A 16603-nucleotide genomic window follows, 5' to 3' on the forward strand; every position below is an offset into this window, starting at 1 on the left:
TCCGCTGCAAATCGAACCTCAATCCAACATGCAAGGCCGGGATCAGCTCCCGGCCTTTTTTCATGCACTCCAACCTTATCGGGCAGAAACCTTTTGGACAAACCGCCCCATCCGTTCGAGCGCCTTTTGCAGCTGTTCCAGCGAAGTCGCGTAGGAGCAGCGGATATGGCCCCTGCCGCAGTCGCCAAACACCTCCCCCGGCACCACCGCGACCTTTTCCTCCGTCAGCAGCCGTTCGGCAAACTCGGATGCCTCCATGCCCGTAGAGCGAATGGAAGGAAACGCGTAGAAGGCTCCCTCCGGTTCATGGCAGGCAAGGCCGATGTCCTGAAACCCTTGGACGACAAAATTGCGGCGCTGGCGGTAGCTCTCCACCATCCGCTCCATGTCTGCCTGTCCGTGGCGCATTGCCTCCAAAGCGGCCATCTGAGCCATCACCGGGGCGCACAGCATCGTATACTGGTGGATTTTGAGCATCCCCGCAAGCAGGTCGGGTGAAGCGCAGACGTAGCCGAGCCGCCATCCCGTCATCGCAAACGCCTTGGAAAAACCGGAAATCAAAATGGTCCGGTCCTTCATTCCCGGCAGTGCCGCGATGCTGTCGTGCATCCTTCCGTAGGTCAGCTCGGCGTAAATCTCGTCAGAGATGACCAGAAGATCGTGCTTTTCAATCACCGGGAGCAGCTTGCCCCACTCCTCGGCCGTCATCGTGCTGCCCGTCGGGTTGTTCGGATAGCAGAAGATAATCGCTTTGGTCCGCGGACTGATGCGGGCTTCCAGCTCCTCCGGCGTCAGCTTGAACTGCTGCTCGGCCGTCGTGCGGAGGAAGACGGGCACCCCTCCGGCCAGCCGGATGATCGGCTCGTACGATACGTAGCAAGGCTCTACCACCAGCACCTCGTCACCCGGATTGATGATGGCGCGCAGCGCGATGTCAATCGCTTCGCTGGCTCCGACAGTGATCAGCATTTCCGTCTCCGGATGATAGGAAACGGCGAAGCGTTCCTCCAGGTATTTGTGAATCTCTTTTCTCAGCTCCAACAGCCCGGCATTGGACGTGTAGGCCGTATACCCGCGCTCTAGCGATGAGATGCATGCCTCCCGCACGCGCCAAGGGGTGACGAAGTCCGGCTCTCCTACACCGAGCGAGATGACGCCTTCCATCGATGCCGCCAGATCAAAAAATCGGCGGATGCCGGACGGCTTGAGCGAGGCAACGGTTTCCGACAAGCGGTTTCGTACCGCAGTTTGCTGACTCATGGGGTCACCACCATCCTGCGGTCCTCATCCCTGTCCTCAAACTGGATGCCGTCATGCTTGTATTTTTTCAAAATAAAGTGCGTGGCGGTCGATACGACCGAATCCATTGTCGCCAGCTTTTGCGAAACGAATGCTGCCACTTCCCGCATCGTTCTGCCTTCCAGCACCACAGACAAATCGTAGCTGGCTCCGGACATCAGGTAGACGGCCTGTACCTCGGGAAAGCGACAGATGCGATCCGCCACTTCGTCAAAGCCGACATCGCGCTTCGGCGTTACCTTGACGTCGATCATAGCGGTGACGTACGGATCGTCCTCGACCAGTTCCCAGTTGATCAGGGCCGGATATTTCACGATGACCTTTTCGCCCTCCAGCGCGGCGATGGCCTCTTCCACCTCCGCCTGTGACACCCCCATCAATCTGGCGATCTGTTCAGCGCTGCGCCGGCTGTCCTCTTCGAGGAGCCGCAGCAGTTCACGTTGCTTCTGTCGATCCATTTCCTCTCCACTCCATTCCATTCATGTTGTAAGTCCGCAATAAAAAACGCCCCGGCAACCGACCCGGCTCTATCCGGATTGTCGGTTGCTGAGGCGATCTCTTCGCGGTACCACTCAGCTTTCTGTTCTCCTCACGAAAAACAGACTCTTGAAGTCTGCAAGCAGACTTGCGGCTGATAACGGAGACCTGTCCGCTGCTTTCTACTGGACGGTTCAAAAGCAGAGCTCCAAGGCGGCTTCAAAGAGAGGTGACGGCCGCCTTTACAGCATACAGGCAGCTCTCTGGGCGTCAGAGCCCTCTTTTACTCTTCCTTTTCCAAGCGATATGTGGTGTTCATCTTTTCGTTCGGGAATGTCTCAGATTATAAAAAGTTCTCGGCCGGTTGTCAACAAAGTGTTCTCTGGAAGTCTCTTCCGCATGCCCTCCCCCCTTTGTTTATGCGGGGCGGACAAGCTCCCGTTTTTTCTCCACCGGGCAGGTCCAACAAGTCATCACTCGCGATACTGCAACGATGTCAGCTTTGCTGAGAAAGCAAAATATTGGCGTACCAGGTGGAATGTCGCTGTTCGTCCGCTGCAGCACGCTGAAAAGCTTTTCTGACGCTGGGATCGGCAGTTCTTTCGGCAAAGTCCCGATACGAATCGACTGCCTCCAGTTCATCGCGAATGGCCAGCTCCACTCCTCGTTGAAATGACTCAGGTGTCGGGACTGGCTCACGCAGCAACTGCGGTTCGCGTCCGGTCAACTGCGAGTAGAGCCGTGAAAAGTTTTGCAAGTGCTTCAGCCGTTCGTCCTTGATGATGGTAATCAACACTCTCACGCTTTCCGTGGGGGCCAGTTCCGCCAGCCGCGTGTAGAAATTGCCTGCCCTCTCCTCGCGATGGACTGCCTTCAGTACTTCCTCTGCCAGCGTTCGATCTGCCGTATCAACAGCCTTGCGCCTTCCTCCATCCTGGACGGGCAAGGGCCAGTGAGCATAGTGGGTGGGGTATCGGTACATGCCAAATTCCTCCAGACGGTATAGGTGTCTATACCACAGCTTATGTTCCGCCCAAAAGGTGGTGCGCCCAACTGTATCCTTCCGGAAGAATAAGTTCCCAGTCGTCCTCCGTTTCGCAGCGTCTCCGAAGCGATTTTCCCCCTCCCGTTTTTTGACACAGGAAGAAAGAATCATATAAATTAGGTAATTTGTTATATTTCTCTATTAATCTTATGCTTCGATTCAGGTCTAAACTCACTCATAAACATATAATGATATGCAAATGGAAACTATTATATATTAATTTTCAGCAAAGTAGATTTACAAAATTTGGTTGTCCAAAATATAATGAAGTTGTTCTTGAAATTTCTGGAAATTGTTTCCTGAACTCAGGACTGGGCGTTTTTCTTGTACCCACTTGAAAAAGGCTGGCCAGCCCGCCCGCCAACCGGGATGGAGCAAGCAAAGGAAGTGGAAGGAACAGTATTCTATCCGTATTTTATAAGGAGGTCTCGTTTACGTGAAAAAAGTCGTCACGGTTGCACTTGCCCTTGCCGTCGTTTCCGGTGGCTTGCTCTCTGCTTCTGTCGGAGCTGAGTCCACCAATGTCCAAACCTCTGCAAATTTCGCATCGATTAACAAAGCCGGCTCCGTTCAGCCGCAGGTACTTCCGGCTGTAGGTGTAGCTGCTCTCACCGGTGTAGCCGCAGGCGTCGGGAAATACGTTGGCGAGAAAGCTGCCGCATGGGCTCATAAAAAATATCAGGAGCGATGGTCACAGCTCCCAATGCATGCCAACAAAAACCTGGAGGTTGTATTCGACAACTAGTCCACGGTTTCCTTAAACAAAAAGAGAGCGGAGCATTCACAGACGGAATCCTCCCTCTCTTTTCCTTGTCCTTCTTTATCCGAACAATACCCTCAAGGAAAGGTGGTCTGATCCGCGTGGAGACCGGCAAATGGCAAAAGCGTCTGCTCGCTGCCCTTCCCTTGCTTCTGATTGCTGTGATGCTGTGGCACTTCAGCATGATCCTGCTGCACGTCATTCCGTTCAATCCTTTGACCAACAAGTACCGTGATCTCGTTAATGGCTACGTCAATCCGCTTTTTTCGCAAAACTGGCATCTCTTTGCGCCCAATCCTGTCAGCCATACCCATACCATCTTCATTCAGGCCAAGAGCAGGGACGCCAGCGGCAACCTAGTGGAAAGCGACTGGGTAGACATTACAACTCCATTGATCACGGCCAACTGGGAGCACCGCATTTCGCCGATAAACCGCGTGCTGCGCTTTGGAGTAGGCGCCTTTACGCAGGCATTCCATCAGGACGACGTGATCAATCTTTTTGAAGAAAAGAAGAAAAATCGCAACAAAGAAGATCTCAATCTAATGAAAGAGGATCTTGCTCAGCTGGATGAATACCGCAAAGTCGGGGTGCGGCTGTTGTATCGCTACAGCTTTTCCCACGTTCCGAAGTACTTCCCCTCCCAGAATGTCGACTCGATCCGGCTGCGCGTACTGATTCGCGCCAGCAAGCCGTTTTCCGAGCGGCACAATCCCCATTACGAAAACGAAAAAGAGTACGTCGAGTTTGAATGGGAGAAGTACCAACCTGTCGTACCTTCGATCTGACGCAGAAAGGAGTGTCCGTCATGGGCAGTGCAACGTCCGTAAAACGCCGTCCCTTGCTGGATTGGCTCTATCGGGAGGAGTTTCTGATCGGAGCTTCCCTGGCCAGGATCGGGTTTGGCTTTATCCTCCTGTACATGTACCTGATCCACTACGCGCAGCGTTATCTATTGTGGTCGGATGCAGGGCTGATCGATCACGCCACCTACATGGCTTCTTCCACCAAAGACGGGGCTTTTTCCCTGTACATGCTCAGTCCCTCGCTCGGGTACTTCGACCTGATCTACCATTTGGGAATCGTTGTCGCTATTCTATACCTTATAGGCTGGAAAGGGCGCTTTATTTCCATCCTGAACTTTATCTTCACCATTTCCCTGATTGATCGGAACGTCCTTATCTCGGACGGCGGGGACAATATCATGCGGCTGATCCTGTTCTATCTGTTGTTCGCCAATGCGACCGCCTACTTCTCCGCCGACAGCGACAAGTACTGGCAGCGCCGGCCGCTCGTAGAACATACAGTGCTATACAAAATCAAGTCCGTCTTTCACAATTTTGCCGTGCTGTTCTGCATTGTCAACCTGTGCATCATGTATCTCAGCTCCGGTCTGTACCAGGTGATGGGGGAGGTCTGGAACAACGGGACGGCTGTCTATTACATCCTGCAGGTGGACGAGTACAGCCATCCGTTTTTCCAGAGCTTGCTGCTGCAAAACGACTTTGCCATCGTGCTGGCTACATACGCCTCCATCCTCGTGAAGCTGGCGTTTCCTTTCCTGCTGTTCAACCGCTACACCAAATACGCCGTCGTCTGCGGAGTGATCGGTTTTCATACGGGAATTGCCATTGTCATGGGACTGGTCACCTTCTCGCTGATCATGTGCATGATTGACTTTTTGCTGATCACCGACAAAGAGTACCAGCGTCTCTACACAGACATGTCCAGGCTCGCGCGCAAAATCAGCCTTGCGCTTCGAACCCGTACGCGCCGGCTCGGCCGGATGCAGCCGTTGCGTTCGCAGCGGGTCATCGTTTTTTTCGACGGCTGGTGCCCGATGTGCCAGGCATCTGTACGCACCTTGAAAGCGCTCGACTGGTTTGGTTTGCTCCGTTATGCTTCCTTTCGGGAGCAGAGCGTATGCGAAGCCTATGGACTGGACCCGCAAAAAGCGGAACAGCGCATGCACAGCAAGCGAATCGGCGACACTGATTTGCATGGCGGCATCCACGCCTTCATACAAATCAGCAAGCGGATCGTGCCGATGTGGCTCATCAGCCCGTTGCTTTGCCTCGCCAATCGCCTGGGCATCGGACAAAAAGTCTACGACTTCATCGCTGCCCGCCGGACGATCATGCCAACTGGCGGCTGCGACGACAGCTGCTATCTGCCGAGGGTCCAGACAGCCAAACATGAATCCTAGCCGTACCTGCAGCGCAGCAAGGACCTCGGCCCGCTATAAACAGCCTTGGCCCGATAAGACAGCCTGACCTTGGAAAGAGAGGGATTCCATGAAGCCACGGTATCAGCTTGTTTACAAGAAGACCAAAACCTGCCGTGTCGACTACCATTATGAAAACCGCCAGCAGTCCCGGGTGGACGTGTGGCTGGCCCTGCCGGAACCGGGTTCCACGCAGCGCAGCATTCAGATATTGTCCCAAACGCCCGCCGCCACAACCTCCGTATTGCCGACCGGCAACCGGCTCGCCTATTACGAATTGGCTGTCGGCCAGCGGGCTATGCTCTCTTTTTCTTTTGACGCGTATGAAACCAGACTCGTTCCCGCAGAGAAAGCGGAGCAGCCTTTCGAAGCGGCTCAGCTGTCGGAGGATGAGCGCCGCTTTTACCTCCGCTCCACTCCGCTCGTGCCGGTAAACGACGAGATGCGAAAGGAGGCCGAGCAAATCGCAGGAGACAGCCAGGACACTATCGAGCAGGCCCGCCGATTGTTCGACCATCTGGTCAAGCACTATCGCTACCAATCGCCCCCGAAGGAGCGCGGCGCTGCCGCCATGCAGTGCAATAAAAAAGGGGATTGCGGGGAGTTCGCCTTTCTTTTTGCCGCCTACTGCCGCTCGCTTGGCATCCCTTGCCGCATCGCGATGGGCGCATGGGCGACGGGGAAATTTCAGGCTCACGCCTGGAACGAGTTTTTTGCGGCAGGAGTCGGCTGGATTCCGGTAGACGCGAGCACCGCCGCGGCGATGAAAAATCCCCTGACGCAGCTTTCTTGCGTTACCCGCTACGGTACGAGAAGCTCCCGCCGGTACTACTTTGGCAATCTGGAAGGGAAACGGGTCATTTTCAGCTACGACTGCAACCTTCCCCTCTTCCCGGCTTATCCGGACCACGACCAACCGCCTGTCCCGGAGAATTACCAATCGTTCATGGTGGGAGGAGAAATGCTCGCCTGGGGATACCGTTCTCAAGGGGGGACGGCTCCCTTTTTGCAGCCTGCGTATGTGCGCTTTCTCGCAAAGCCTGAGCCTGACGGCGTAGAGGACTACATGGGGGCCTGGCGAGTGGGTGAAACCTCGCTTTGGGCGCTGGGGGGACTGTGGATCAAAAAGCTCTCTTTTGCTCTGTTCTTTCTCTTTCTGTTTTTGTATCATGGGCTGTCGCTGTTTGGCGTCCGGCTGGAATGGCTCAATACGGCCAGCAACGCTTTCTTCACGCTGCTCTTGCTGACGCTGATCGCGCGGCGTGAATCGTACGTGGTCACAAACCTTTTGCTTGTCCTGATGATTTTGAGCCTGATCGGCAGCTTTTCACTTTCTTGACCGTTGGAGGGAAACCGTATGAAACGATCCTGCAGCCTGATCAAGGAGCACTGGGGCCGCGAAGGAAAAATGGCCTGGGGCAAGCTGATTCAGTACTCCCTTTTGGGCATCGTGTTCAGCTCCATGTTGTTTACCGCTTGCGTACTGGCCTATCAATCCATGGAGCCAGCCCTTGCTCCGTTGCTCGACTCGTTCTGGCGAGCCGCCTCGCTGCCGCCTGAGCAAACGAGCCAATTGATCACCGTTGTGCTCAACATTCTTTGCAACTTTGTCGTCTTCAGCCTGATCGTCCATCTCTCGGGAAAAAAAGTAAAGCAGGCGCCATTTAAAGTCAGTGTAAGCGCCTGCGTAATCACCTGGCTGGTCCCCTGGCTTTATTACGCCATAGGGGTTATGATGGGAGCCGGGTTTGTCTCCAGCTTCCTTGAGGCTGTCGAGTTCCTGTTATACGGGGCAACGTTTTTTCTAGCCGTTTATTTGCCATACGAGCGGTTTATCAAGGAAGCGCCGCCACACGTCGCAAAGCAGGCGACTTGACGGCTTTCCCGTCCGTTTCCTGCCCGGCAGCCTGTGACGGCTGCTGTCTCTGGCAGCCGCTAACTGTTTTGGACAGCCAGCAAATAATGCTCGAAATCTCTCGTCGGCAGAGGCTTGCTGAACAGGTAGCCCTGTCCTTGGTCGCAGCCGTTTTCGCTTAGCGCCGCTACCTGGTCGAGCAGCTCGACACCTTCGGCGATGACGTTGAGATTGAGACTCTCCGCAATGGTCACGATTGCTTTTACAATCGCCTGGCTCTCCTGATTTTGATGAATATCTTGAATGAACGAAGCATCGATTTTGATCGTGTCAATCGGCAAATGTTTAATATAACTAAAAGAATTATAGCCTGTACCGAAATCATCAATGGAAATTTGAACGCCCGACTCCCGGATCGTCTGCAAAATCGATATGGCTTCTTCCAATTTGACCAGCACGCTCTCCGTGATCTCCAGCTCCAGCCACTGCGGGTCAAGGCCCGTTTCCTGAAGCACCGCTTCGAGCACCTGGGCCAGATTTTTCTGGTGAAGCTGGCGAGCCGAGAGGTTTACCGACACCTTCAGCGGCGGAAACCCTTCATCCTGCCAGCGCTTGTTTTGCAGACAGGCACTTCGCAAAATCCATTCGCCAAGCTCAATAATCATTCCTGTTTCTTCTGCGATCGGGATAAAGCGGTTGGGCGGAATCACCCCCAACTCGGGGTGAATCCAGCGCACGAGCGCTTCCATGCCGGTCAGCTTCCCCGTAGACAAATCCTTTTTCGGCTGGTAATAGATTTCAAAGTGCTCCTGCTCTATTGCTTTGCGCAGTTCATTTTCCATCAGGATACGCTCCAGCGTCTTTACTTCCATCGTCGGATCAAAAAACTCGTAACCGTTCCGCCCTCTCGATTTGACTACGTAGAGAGCCGTGTCCGAGCGCTTCAGCAAATCATCCGTCTGTTCTCCATGATCCGGGTACATGGCGATGCCGATGCTCATTGACAAGCTAAAGCTCTGTCCAGCCACCTCCAAAGACTTGTTCAGCTCATTCCGCAGGCGAGTGACAATGCTTTCCACCTCTTCGCGCCCCGAGATGTTGGGCAATACGATGGTGAACTCGTCGCCGCCCAGCCGGGCTACCATGTCATGCCTGCGCGTACAGCTTGCCAGCCGCTTCGCCGCCTCCAGCAAAATCAGATCGCCAATGTCATGTCCCCATGTATCGTTGATGTCCTTCAAGCGATCCAGATCAAGAAACAGCACGGCCAGCTTGGAGCCGACCCGTTTGGCTTGACTAAGCTCCTTGCTGAGATATTGCACGAACAGCCTGCGGTTTGGCAGGTCGGTCAACGTATCGTGATAAGCGAGGTGATGGATGGTCTGCTCCGACTTCTTTCGCTCTGTAATTTCGCGGCAAACCAAAACGAGTTTTCGAACGTTTCCCGCTTCGCTCAAAACAGGCGTGATTGTCGTTTCAACCCAGATGCGTTTTTGCTCCTGTGTGCGCAGACGGTACTCGATCTGCCTGCTTTTCCGGGCGGAAAACGTATGCTGAATGGCTTCTGCCATAATCTCCCGGTCTTCTTGTTCAATCCAGGCAAGCAGATTGTTCACCCCGACATTGCGGATATCATAGCCGAGCATCAATTCGTGGGAGGGAGACAAGTAAAGAAAATTTCCTTCCCGATCGATCACCGAAATCATGTCCGTCGTATTTTCCGTGATCAACCGGTATTTTTCCTCGCTTTGCCTCAACTCCTCCTCCATCTTTTTACGCGCGGTAATGTCGTTCCGAATGGATATGTACTGATACGGTTTCCCCGCTTCATCCAGGAACGGAACGATCGTCGTATCGACCCAGTAGAGCGAGCCGTCCTTGGTCCGGTTTTGGATTTCCCCGCGCCAGATCTTGCCCGAGCCGATGGTCGACCACATGTTTTTGAAAAACTCCTTGGGGTGAAAACCGGAGTTCAGGATGCGATGATCCTTGCCGATCAATTCCTCTTGCGGATAACCGGAAATCACGCAGAATTGATCATTCGCGTGAAGAATGACTCCCCGACAATCTGTAATCGCAACGATCGAGGACTGGTCAAGAGCGTACTTGATATCTGCCAGCTCTCGCTCAACCTCTTTCAGCTTGTCATTTTGTTCCTGCGAAAGCCCCTTTTGCTTTTGCTCCCCCTGCTTGAAAGAAAAATCATCCGTTCTCATGTTTATCACCGATTCTTTTTATTGATGCGCCGGTGCAAAAAAGAAAGCTCCAGCGGTCTGCACGAGCAATTGCTTGTGATTCTTCATCCTACATTACCATATTTATACACATTGGCAACCCGATCGGAGGCAAGTTACGAAAAGTGTACGAATTGAAAAAAGTCACCAAATTACAGCTTTAATCCAAATGCTTCAGACAGACCGCTGTTTCCCGCAGCCGTCACACGGACAGCCCGCCCATCCGGAAGACGCTCGATCCAGCCCAGCTCAAACAGCCGGTTGGTCAGTGCAGCACCCAAGCTTCCTGCTACGTGATGGCGGCGTTCGCTCCAGTCCAGGCATTGCCTTGCAAAATGACGGCGGCTTTTTTGCGGGGGATCGACTTCAACCCCGAGTGCCAGCAATTTCTCTCTGCCTTCCGGACTCAAAAGAAAGTCCTTCCCCGCTTCCCGGAGAAAACCTGATTCGAGAAGCCGATCCGTCAAGGCGACGCCAATTTTTCCCGCAAGGTGATCATAGCAGGTGCGCGCATAATGCAAGGCCCTCATCTGTTCCGATTCCCGCAGCGAACGAATTGGCTTCGGAGCGGCAATCGCTTGCAAGGCTTCGAGCGCATGGGCCACCTCTGGACTCGCGAGCCGATAGTAGCGGTGACGTCCGTAAGACTCTTGGATCAAGAGACCGCCTTCCACCATTTTGGCAAGGTGCGAGCTCGCCGTCTGCGGAGTAATTCGGGCGGAACGGGCCAATTCGCTCGCGGGCAGCGCTTTTCCTCCGATCAAACTGAGCAGGATGACGACACGGGATGGTTCCCCGATCAGCGTGGCGACTTCCACAATATTGGGGCTGGAATTCATTTCTGCTCCTCCTTTCCTTTGCAAGCATACTTCGACACAGGCCGAAGCGATTTTAGACTATGCTGGAAGCGAACACCAAAGGTCAGACGCACAGCATTCATACTTCGATAGTAATCGAATTGTAAAATCAAGACAAGATGGAAAATAACCAGGAGGTGAACCCGCTGCTTTGGAGGAATGTTAGATAGGAAGAAAGGTTGAGGGAACTATGAATCCATTTTTTTACGGCGTTCTTGTGGTCATTACCACTTCGCTGATGGGCTCTTCTTTCGCGGTCGGAAAAATGGGGTTGAGCTACATTTCCCCGCTCCTCCTCGTAGGGTGCCGTTTTACGCTTGCCGGCTTGCTTATGGGCTTGTGGGTCCTGAAGAAGCCACTCCCTGATTCAGCCCAAAAATGGGGAAAGCTGTTCTTCATCGGGTTCTTTCAAACGGCAGGAGTAATGGGCTGTATTTTCCTCAGCTTACGGACGATTACGGCAGGCGAGTCATCGATCCTCACTTTCCTGAATCCGCTCCTCGTCGTCATGCTGGGCACCCTGTTTCTCGGAACCAGGTACCGCTTTCGTCAATGGCTGGGAGTATTGCTCGGTATCGTTGGCGTCTACATCACGCTTGGCTTTCATCTGAAGTGGGAAATCGGTACCATGTTCGGATTGGGAGCGGCTCTTTCCTGGTCAGTCGCCACCGTCTTGGTCAAAAAATGGGGAGCTGATTTTCATGTATGGGTGCTGACCGCTTTCCAGATGCTGTTCGGAGGGCTGCTCCTGCTCGCCATGGGCTTCACCCTGGAAACGCCAAAGCTTATCATTACCCCAGCTTCCGTAACGATTGTGTTGTGGCTTGCCATCATGGCCTCCATCGTCCAATTCGCCACCTGGTTTCATCTGCTCGCAAAAGGAGACCCCGGAAAGACCAGCGCGTTTCTGTTCTTGGCGCCGTTTTTTGGAGTGCTCTCAGGCTGGCTGCTTCTGGATGAGATCGTCGAGTGGTACGTCTACGCCGGCGGCTTGCTGATTTTTCTCGGAATCTTTATGGTGAACTGGACGCCTGCCAGTCAAAAGCTCCGCGGCAAACAAGATTTTGCCGGGTCAAATCAAGCATGAAAAAAAGCCATTGCTCAGGCGTTCTTTTCAACAGCTGTAGAAGAACCATTTCGAATTGCGCCAACAGATGCGATTCGCTTTGGATAAAAGCTGAAAATAAAATGCACCCCCTAAAGCAGGAGCGGATTACAGTTGCAATCTGCCCACTATCAGCTTTAAGAGGTGCGTTTTCCATGCAGCAAGAGGGAACGATTCAGGCTATCTTTGGGGCTCGCGATCCCTGTTTCTACCCGTCAAGCCTGCAAGGCCGGCCAGACCCAGCAATCCAATCCATCCCCAGTTACGGTTAGGGGCTGCGGTCGTTCTGTACGTACCGTCGTAGCCTTGGTTTGCATTGGTGACACCGACGTTGCCTGTAGCCGGAGCGTTGGTTCCTCCTGGGTTCGCCGCACCGCCAGTTTCAGCGGAAACGGTTACTGCCATGGCAAGAACCAGGACCATAGCCAACATCAAAACGTTCATCTTCCTTAACATAAGGACCCCCCCAAAATTATAAGTTGACTTGCTATTAGCCAGAATTTCCATTGAAGGGGAATTATATTCATCATAAGATCGTTCTCAAGACCGCAAAGAAGACTTTGGTTTATAAGTTTTTTAATCGCCGGTCTCTGTGAGCCAGAATTCCGAGGATTTACCCGACCATTTGCAAACCGGGCGAAGGTTTCATATTTTCACCTAATTTATGATACGATAATAGGCGGCCAACGTATTTCGAAAGGAGGTCCGCCCATGCAGAATCGCTCACTTGGCTTTTACTTGATTGCCGCGGTAATCCTATTGGTGTTTGCCGTGTCGACATTGTTCAAGACCTTTATAGATATTCACCCTCTGCGCTATTTGTTTGTGGCGATATTATTGATCGGCGCAATCGTCGGGTATTTCCGCTATTTCATGAAAATGAAGAGAAAGGAAATGGAGCAAAAGAGCAAACTGCTTCGATACGGAGTTTTGCTGTTGTTCATCTTGGCCTATATGGCAATCAGGTATGGCGTACAAACTTTTGTCAGTTACGAGGTATCCAGCCAGGATTACGGGGTCGTGATGGCCTTTTTCATTTTGGGCTTGTTCATTTCGTATTACGGCCTTTATGCGCTCTATTTGTGGAGACAGAAGCAGCGGTGAGATTCCATGAAAAAGCAAGAGAATAGCAAGCGCTCTTCAATAACAAACGCAGACAAGCTGGAGGCCTGTTACCGGCAGTCCTCGAATTTTGCCAGTATGGTCGCTGTTGCGTGAACTTTTGAGCGTGTGCCTCTACCAGCGCGCGTTGCGGTGCTGCATGGGCTGATCAAACAACATGCGGCACCTGTCCTCTTTCAAGAAGCTTCGTCTTCTTCTATATTTTTTACGTATTGAAGAAAATTCGGCACGTATCGCAGTGTTTTCCGAGGCGGGAGCCATATCGGGAATTTCTTTGTGCTCGACAAACAAAATGGCGCATACAGACTGGTGTTTGAAGAAGACTGGCACGTGCCAAAAAGCCACCTCATTCGCCCGGATGAGCTTGATGACTTCGTTCCGTACGAAACCTTCGACCACAAGAATATCTTTGAAACCATTGACTACGGCGGCGGAACAGGTCTTCATGAAGAGGTTGCCCATCTATGGTATCTGGACAACGGAAAGGTTGTCATCGCTTGGGAAGGAACGTTTAAAACGGAAAGCAAATTTCCAGGGAGTGAACTTCGTAACGCTCGGTACCTACCACCTGGATGACGATATATTGTATTATCTGTCTCATTCCTACAAACAAGAAGAGAAAGACAAGCAGATTCAAAGGTCTCAAACTGACACTCAAACAGCGATTTATCGATTTACTGGAGAAAAATTCGAGAAGCTCCCAAAAATAAAAAAGCAGGCTGACCAGAAGCTTGTGAAAGGCACTCTCCAAAACCGATTGAAGTGTCCCTTGTCCAAATTCATTAGGAGAACTTTTATGAAAAAACGGCCTCGATCATATTTTGCTTTGTCTTTGTCTATAGTTGTACTTTTCCTCTCAGGATGTGCTCCGACTGTCAGTGAACCTCCTAAGCAGGCAATCATTCAGAATGTAAACAAATCGGAAGATCAAGAAATCGTGACATTGTCTCTTGAAGCAAAAACCGTATCCATCCCTATTCATAAAATCGATCCTCTCAACGATTACCTTAATCAGGTTGACCAAACGGAACGAGAAATTGAACTCGAACGAATACGGACAGACGCTTTCACTTCAAAGTCTGGCGATATCTACGGTGATATTCGATATGCTTGCGGCGTAAAGCTTTGCGATCACGCTTTAGTACAGATCAAAAACGATCAAATAAGAACTATTCCCTTATATTCCGGCAGTATCTTTATGCAGCATATTTTCTCTCCTGACGAAAATTATATGGCTATCTTGTTGGGGAGAAATGAAGCTGCGGAAATTGTCAGAAACAACGTGGTCGTTATTCGGACAGAACCTTTCTCGTTTGCGGAGTTTCAATACAGCAGTGAGCTGGCGGGCAAATTAACTGCCTCTGAATTTACCATCCCGATCGTTTCGCTGAATTGGGTAAATGATGCAACACTGAAAGCCGGGATACCGGATACTACGGATTATTCGTTTGAAACTTTGGCGGAGTGGAATCAACATGGGAGTAAAACGAAAGAAGTGATTTTGACAGTTAAATAACGGGATTTACGATGGCTGACAATACGGATCGCCTTGTATCCATGCCAAAAACCGAGCATCTTTGAAAGCCTGAAGGCGTGGCTCGATCACACCGATTTCCCCATGAAAAAACGCCTCTCTCGCTTTGAGAAAAGGCGTTTACACTATTTCCTGAAGCTCGGCTTTTATTTCAGACCACCGACATTGTTTTTCTCCTGCTGCTTGGCACTTCCTTCCTTCTTCCCGAAAGACGACCTGAGCGCATTGTATCTCCCTGATCACGCAATGCTTGAATTATCGGGGGGGTGGTAACTCACTTATTGATTTCCTCATCTTCCATTTAGGGGGATTAACGCCACTTACTTGTCCTGACTTAGAAAATATGATTTCCTTACTATACGAAATAAAGTATGGAGGTCTCCACCTTGAAAAAAATACTAATTCCAATCTCCGCAATTCTCATAATATACGTGATAAGCAACCTTATTTATTTTCCTGGATTTAAAGTTTGGTCTTTCGATGAAATCATTACGTTCGACAAAGAAAAAATAACCTCAATATACATCAGAAGCAACAAAAAAGAAGTACACGTGACAGATTCAAGCACTATATCCAAAATATTTGACGATTTCTCTAAAATGGAAGTAAGCAAAAGGAAAAGAGCAGCTGATGTCCAAAAATCTGATAGCAGTAGTGAAAGCAAGAATAGTCAAAAGTACTTTATAGAAATGGAGAATAATGGTGAGCTGGTAGAAATGATTTATCTATCTGGAAATCTATTTAAAATCTATGGTTATAGTACTGACGAAACTGTTGTTTATGAAATCGTTAATATTCCTGAGTTAGATATTCCAAATATATTTAGTTCGGCCCAAAATTAAACGACTATACTAACTTCGTGTATATTAAAAGAATGTTCGGTTTTATCCCGAATATTCTTCCTAATGACTAAATTACAGTACGAACTCAAGTGACTACTCCCTTGCCTGTGATAAGTCGGAAATCATCGAAATCCATAAACGGCAACTCAATTTCGACATTTAGTATAGTTCGGATTATCTCTTATGATCATCGGAGCAACTTTATTCGTTACATTAGACATAAGTGTTGGTGAGACTTCAATGCTATAGGTCTACTTCAATGGTCTTGGGTCTCACGTGTGGATTCGCCTTTGGCATATACGGCCAAAATTTGATATTCGCTCCCTGAAACATTGGACTGATGCTTTTTAAACAATTGTCGACTCAAAAAAAATTACCCTCTCGATCTCGAGGTACTCGAATGCCCATATCCTCGAATTCAGAACGGAAGGCATTGAGAGTTTACATAGTATATTTTTTAGATTTCATTATTCAAAAATAAGATACTTGTAGTACGCCAAAAACTCTCTAGAAAGTGAATACAGATCCCTTAACTCAAAATAATCTGAGTGGGCTGAATAGACATTTTTGAATCCTGCTTTGTAGAAAGCCAATTTAGTTCTGCTGATGTGATAGAACTGAGTAATTACCATAACAGACTTGTCTTCCACTCCCCCTAGTATTTTGGGTGCGTTCTTGGCTGTTGCCATTGTATTTATCCCTATACGATCGGTTATTATCTTTTCAGTAGGAATTCCTTGCTTAACTAAATACTGTTTCATAATTTCTGCTTCATCATAGCCCTCTACTCCGACACCTCCACTAACAATTACACATGTAAAATAACCTTCTCTATAAAGCTCAACAGCTTTTTCTAATCGAGATTTTAATCTGTCTGATGGCTTCCCGTCAGATTCAACCTTATTACCTAAAACAATTCCCACATCCGCGTAATGTTTTTCATCATGTAAACCATCGATAGTTGTTATAAGAATATGAATTCCAAACCAAATCACAAAAAAATAGAATATTTTAATGGGCATTCTTTTCATTTTGTTTCCCCTTAAAGCTAGGTTTGTTATATCAAATTCTCTTTTCTTCGGAGACACGAACTCCAAAAACGCGAAGCCACATGGTAACATCTGTAAGATGTAAGGGTATTATACCATCTAAGCTCATGTAATTCTCCTCTTATTGCTGTGTAAACCTTGGACCACTGTCAATAGATTGGACACACAGAATCGAGAGAATCACGCTGCAGGGCGGTACG

Annotated in this window: 17 protein-coding genes, 1 pseudogene and 1 other annotated feature; of the genes and pseudogenes, 10 read left to right on the forward strand and 8 right to left on the reverse strand. The window is 50.2% G+C overall.

Going from position 1 to position 16603, the window contains the following annotated elements; all coding sequences use genetic code 11:
* Positions 1-75: 75 nt before the first annotated feature.
* From Q3F21_RS22930 to Q3F21_RS22940, 3 genes are all read right to left on the reverse strand, one after another.
* The gene (locus Q3F21_RS22930) at positions 76-1260 is read right to left on the reverse strand and encodes an aminotransferase (protein ID WP_340258222.1); all 1185 of its coding nucleotides are present in this window, start codon (positions 1258-1260) and stop codon (positions 76-78) included.
* The gene (locus Q3F21_RS22935) at positions 1257-1757 is read right to left on the reverse strand and encodes an Lrp/AsnC family transcriptional regulator (protein ID WP_340258224.1); all 501 of its coding nucleotides are present in this window, start codon (positions 1755-1757) and stop codon (positions 1257-1259) included. The genes Q3F21_RS22930 and Q3F21_RS22935 overlap by 4 nt, the downstream gene beginning before the upstream one ends.
* An 86-nt stretch (positions 1758-1843) precedes the next feature.
* Positions 1844-2085: a binding site (T-box leader), on the reverse strand.
* Between the two features lie 187 nt (positions 2086-2272).
* Entirely contained in the window at positions 2273-2758 is a 486-nt protein-coding gene (locus Q3F21_RS22940) for a ferritin family protein (RefSeq protein WP_340258226.1), read from the reverse strand.
* Positions 2759-3257: 499 nt separating this feature from the next.
* Here Q3F21_RS22940 and Q3F21_RS22945 point away from each other — a divergent pair, with 499 nt between their 5' ends.
* From Q3F21_RS22945 to Q3F21_RS22965, 5 genes are all read left to right on the forward strand, one after another.
* Complete coding sequence (locus Q3F21_RS22945) at positions 3258-3566, forward strand: hypothetical protein (RefSeq protein WP_340258228.1); 309 nt, start codon at positions 3258-3260, stop codon at positions 3564-3566.
* A 116-nt stretch (positions 3567-3682) separates the two neighbouring features.
* A complete protein-coding gene (locus Q3F21_RS22950; RefSeq protein WP_340258230.1) occupies positions 3683-4369 on the forward strand; it encodes a DUF5819 family protein in 687 nt (228 codons plus the stop codon).
* Between the two features lie 20 nt (positions 4370-4389).
* Positions 4390-5787: a DCC1-like thiol-disulfide oxidoreductase family protein gene (locus Q3F21_RS22955; RefSeq protein ID WP_340258232.1), complete on the forward strand. Its 1398-nt coding sequence runs from the start codon at positions 4390-4392 to the stop codon at positions 5785-5787.
* A gap of 88 nt (positions 5788-5875) precedes the next feature.
* A complete protein-coding gene (locus Q3F21_RS22960) occupies positions 5876-7144 on the forward strand; it encodes a transglutaminase-like domain-containing protein (RefSeq protein WP_340258234.1) in 1269 nt (422 codons plus the stop codon).
* A gap of 18 nt (positions 7145-7162) precedes the next feature.
* Complete coding sequence (locus Q3F21_RS22965) at positions 7163-7681, forward strand: hypothetical protein (RefSeq protein ID WP_340258236.1); 519 nt, start codon at positions 7163-7165, stop codon at positions 7679-7681.
* Positions 7682-7740: 59 nt separating this feature from the next.
* Here Q3F21_RS22965 and Q3F21_RS22970 read toward each other — a convergent pair whose 3' ends face one another.
* Positions 7741-9876, reverse strand: a complete 2136-nt coding sequence (locus tag Q3F21_RS22970; RefSeq protein WP_340258238.1) for a sensor domain-containing protein — start codon at positions 9874-9876, stop codon at positions 7741-7743.
* A gap of 170 nt (positions 9877-10046) precedes the next feature.
* The gene (locus tag Q3F21_RS22975; protein WP_340258240.1) at positions 10047-10733 is read right to left on the reverse strand and encodes an ArsR/SmtB family transcription factor; all 687 of its coding nucleotides are present in this window, start codon (positions 10731-10733) and stop codon (positions 10047-10049) included.
* Between the two features lie 208 nt (positions 10734-10941).
* Here Q3F21_RS22975 and Q3F21_RS22980 point away from each other — a divergent pair, with 208 nt between their 5' ends.
* Positions 10942-11838 carry a DMT family transporter gene (locus Q3F21_RS22980; RefSeq protein ID WP_340258242.1) on the forward strand — a complete coding sequence of 299 codons (897 nt, stop codon included), beginning with the start codon at positions 10942-10944 and terminating at the stop codon, positions 11836-11838.
* 198 nt (positions 11839-12036) lie between these two features.
* Here the strand turns inward: Q3F21_RS22980 and Q3F21_RS22985 are convergent, their stop codons facing one another.
* Positions 12037-12312, reverse strand: coding sequence for a WGxxGxxG family protein (locus Q3F21_RS22985; protein WP_340258244.1), 276 nt, complete (start codon positions 12310-12312; stop codon positions 12037-12039).
* A gap of 255 nt (positions 12313-12567) precedes the next feature.
* Between Q3F21_RS22985 and Q3F21_RS22990 the strand changes: the two genes are divergently transcribed.
* The 4 genes from Q3F21_RS22990 (at position 12568) to Q3F21_RS23005 (ending at position 15354) form a co-directional block, all read left to right on the forward strand.
* Positions 12568-12960 (forward strand): hypothetical protein, encoded by a 393-nt coding sequence (locus Q3F21_RS22990; RefSeq protein ID WP_340258246.1) that lies wholly within the window; start codon positions 12568-12570, stop codon positions 12958-12960.
* A gap of 294 nt (positions 12961-13254) precedes the next feature.
* Positions 13255-13554 (forward strand): hypothetical protein, encoded by a 300-nt coding sequence (locus Q3F21_RS22995; protein ID WP_340258248.1) that lies wholly within the window; start codon positions 13255-13257, stop codon positions 13552-13554.
* A 220-nt stretch (positions 13555-13774) separates the two neighbouring features.
* Positions 13775-14494, forward strand: coding sequence for a hypothetical protein (locus tag Q3F21_RS23000; protein WP_340258250.1), 720 nt, complete (start codon positions 13775-13777; stop codon positions 14492-14494).
* A gap of 404 nt (positions 14495-14898) precedes the next feature.
* Positions 14899-15354 (forward strand): hypothetical protein, encoded by a 456-nt coding sequence (locus Q3F21_RS23005; protein WP_340258252.1) that lies wholly within the window; start codon positions 14899-14901, stop codon positions 15352-15354.
* A gap of 185 nt (positions 15355-15539) precedes the next feature.
* Here Q3F21_RS23005 and Q3F21_RS27535 read toward each other — a convergent pair.
* Positions 15540-15780, reverse strand: a pseudogene (locus Q3F21_RS27535) (transposase); the annotation flags it as partial.
* A gap of 41 nt (positions 15781-15821) precedes the next feature.
* Entirely contained in the window at positions 15822-16442 is a 621-nt protein-coding gene (locus Q3F21_RS23010) for a YdcF family protein (protein ID WP_340258254.1), read from the reverse strand.
* Positions 16443-16603: the final 161 nt, after the last annotated feature.

Source organism: Brevibacillus borstelensis, assembly GCF_037834415.1.
Taxonomy (GTDB): Bacteria; Bacillota; Bacilli; order Brevibacillales; family Brevibacillaceae; genus Brevibacillus; species Brevibacillus borstelensis_A.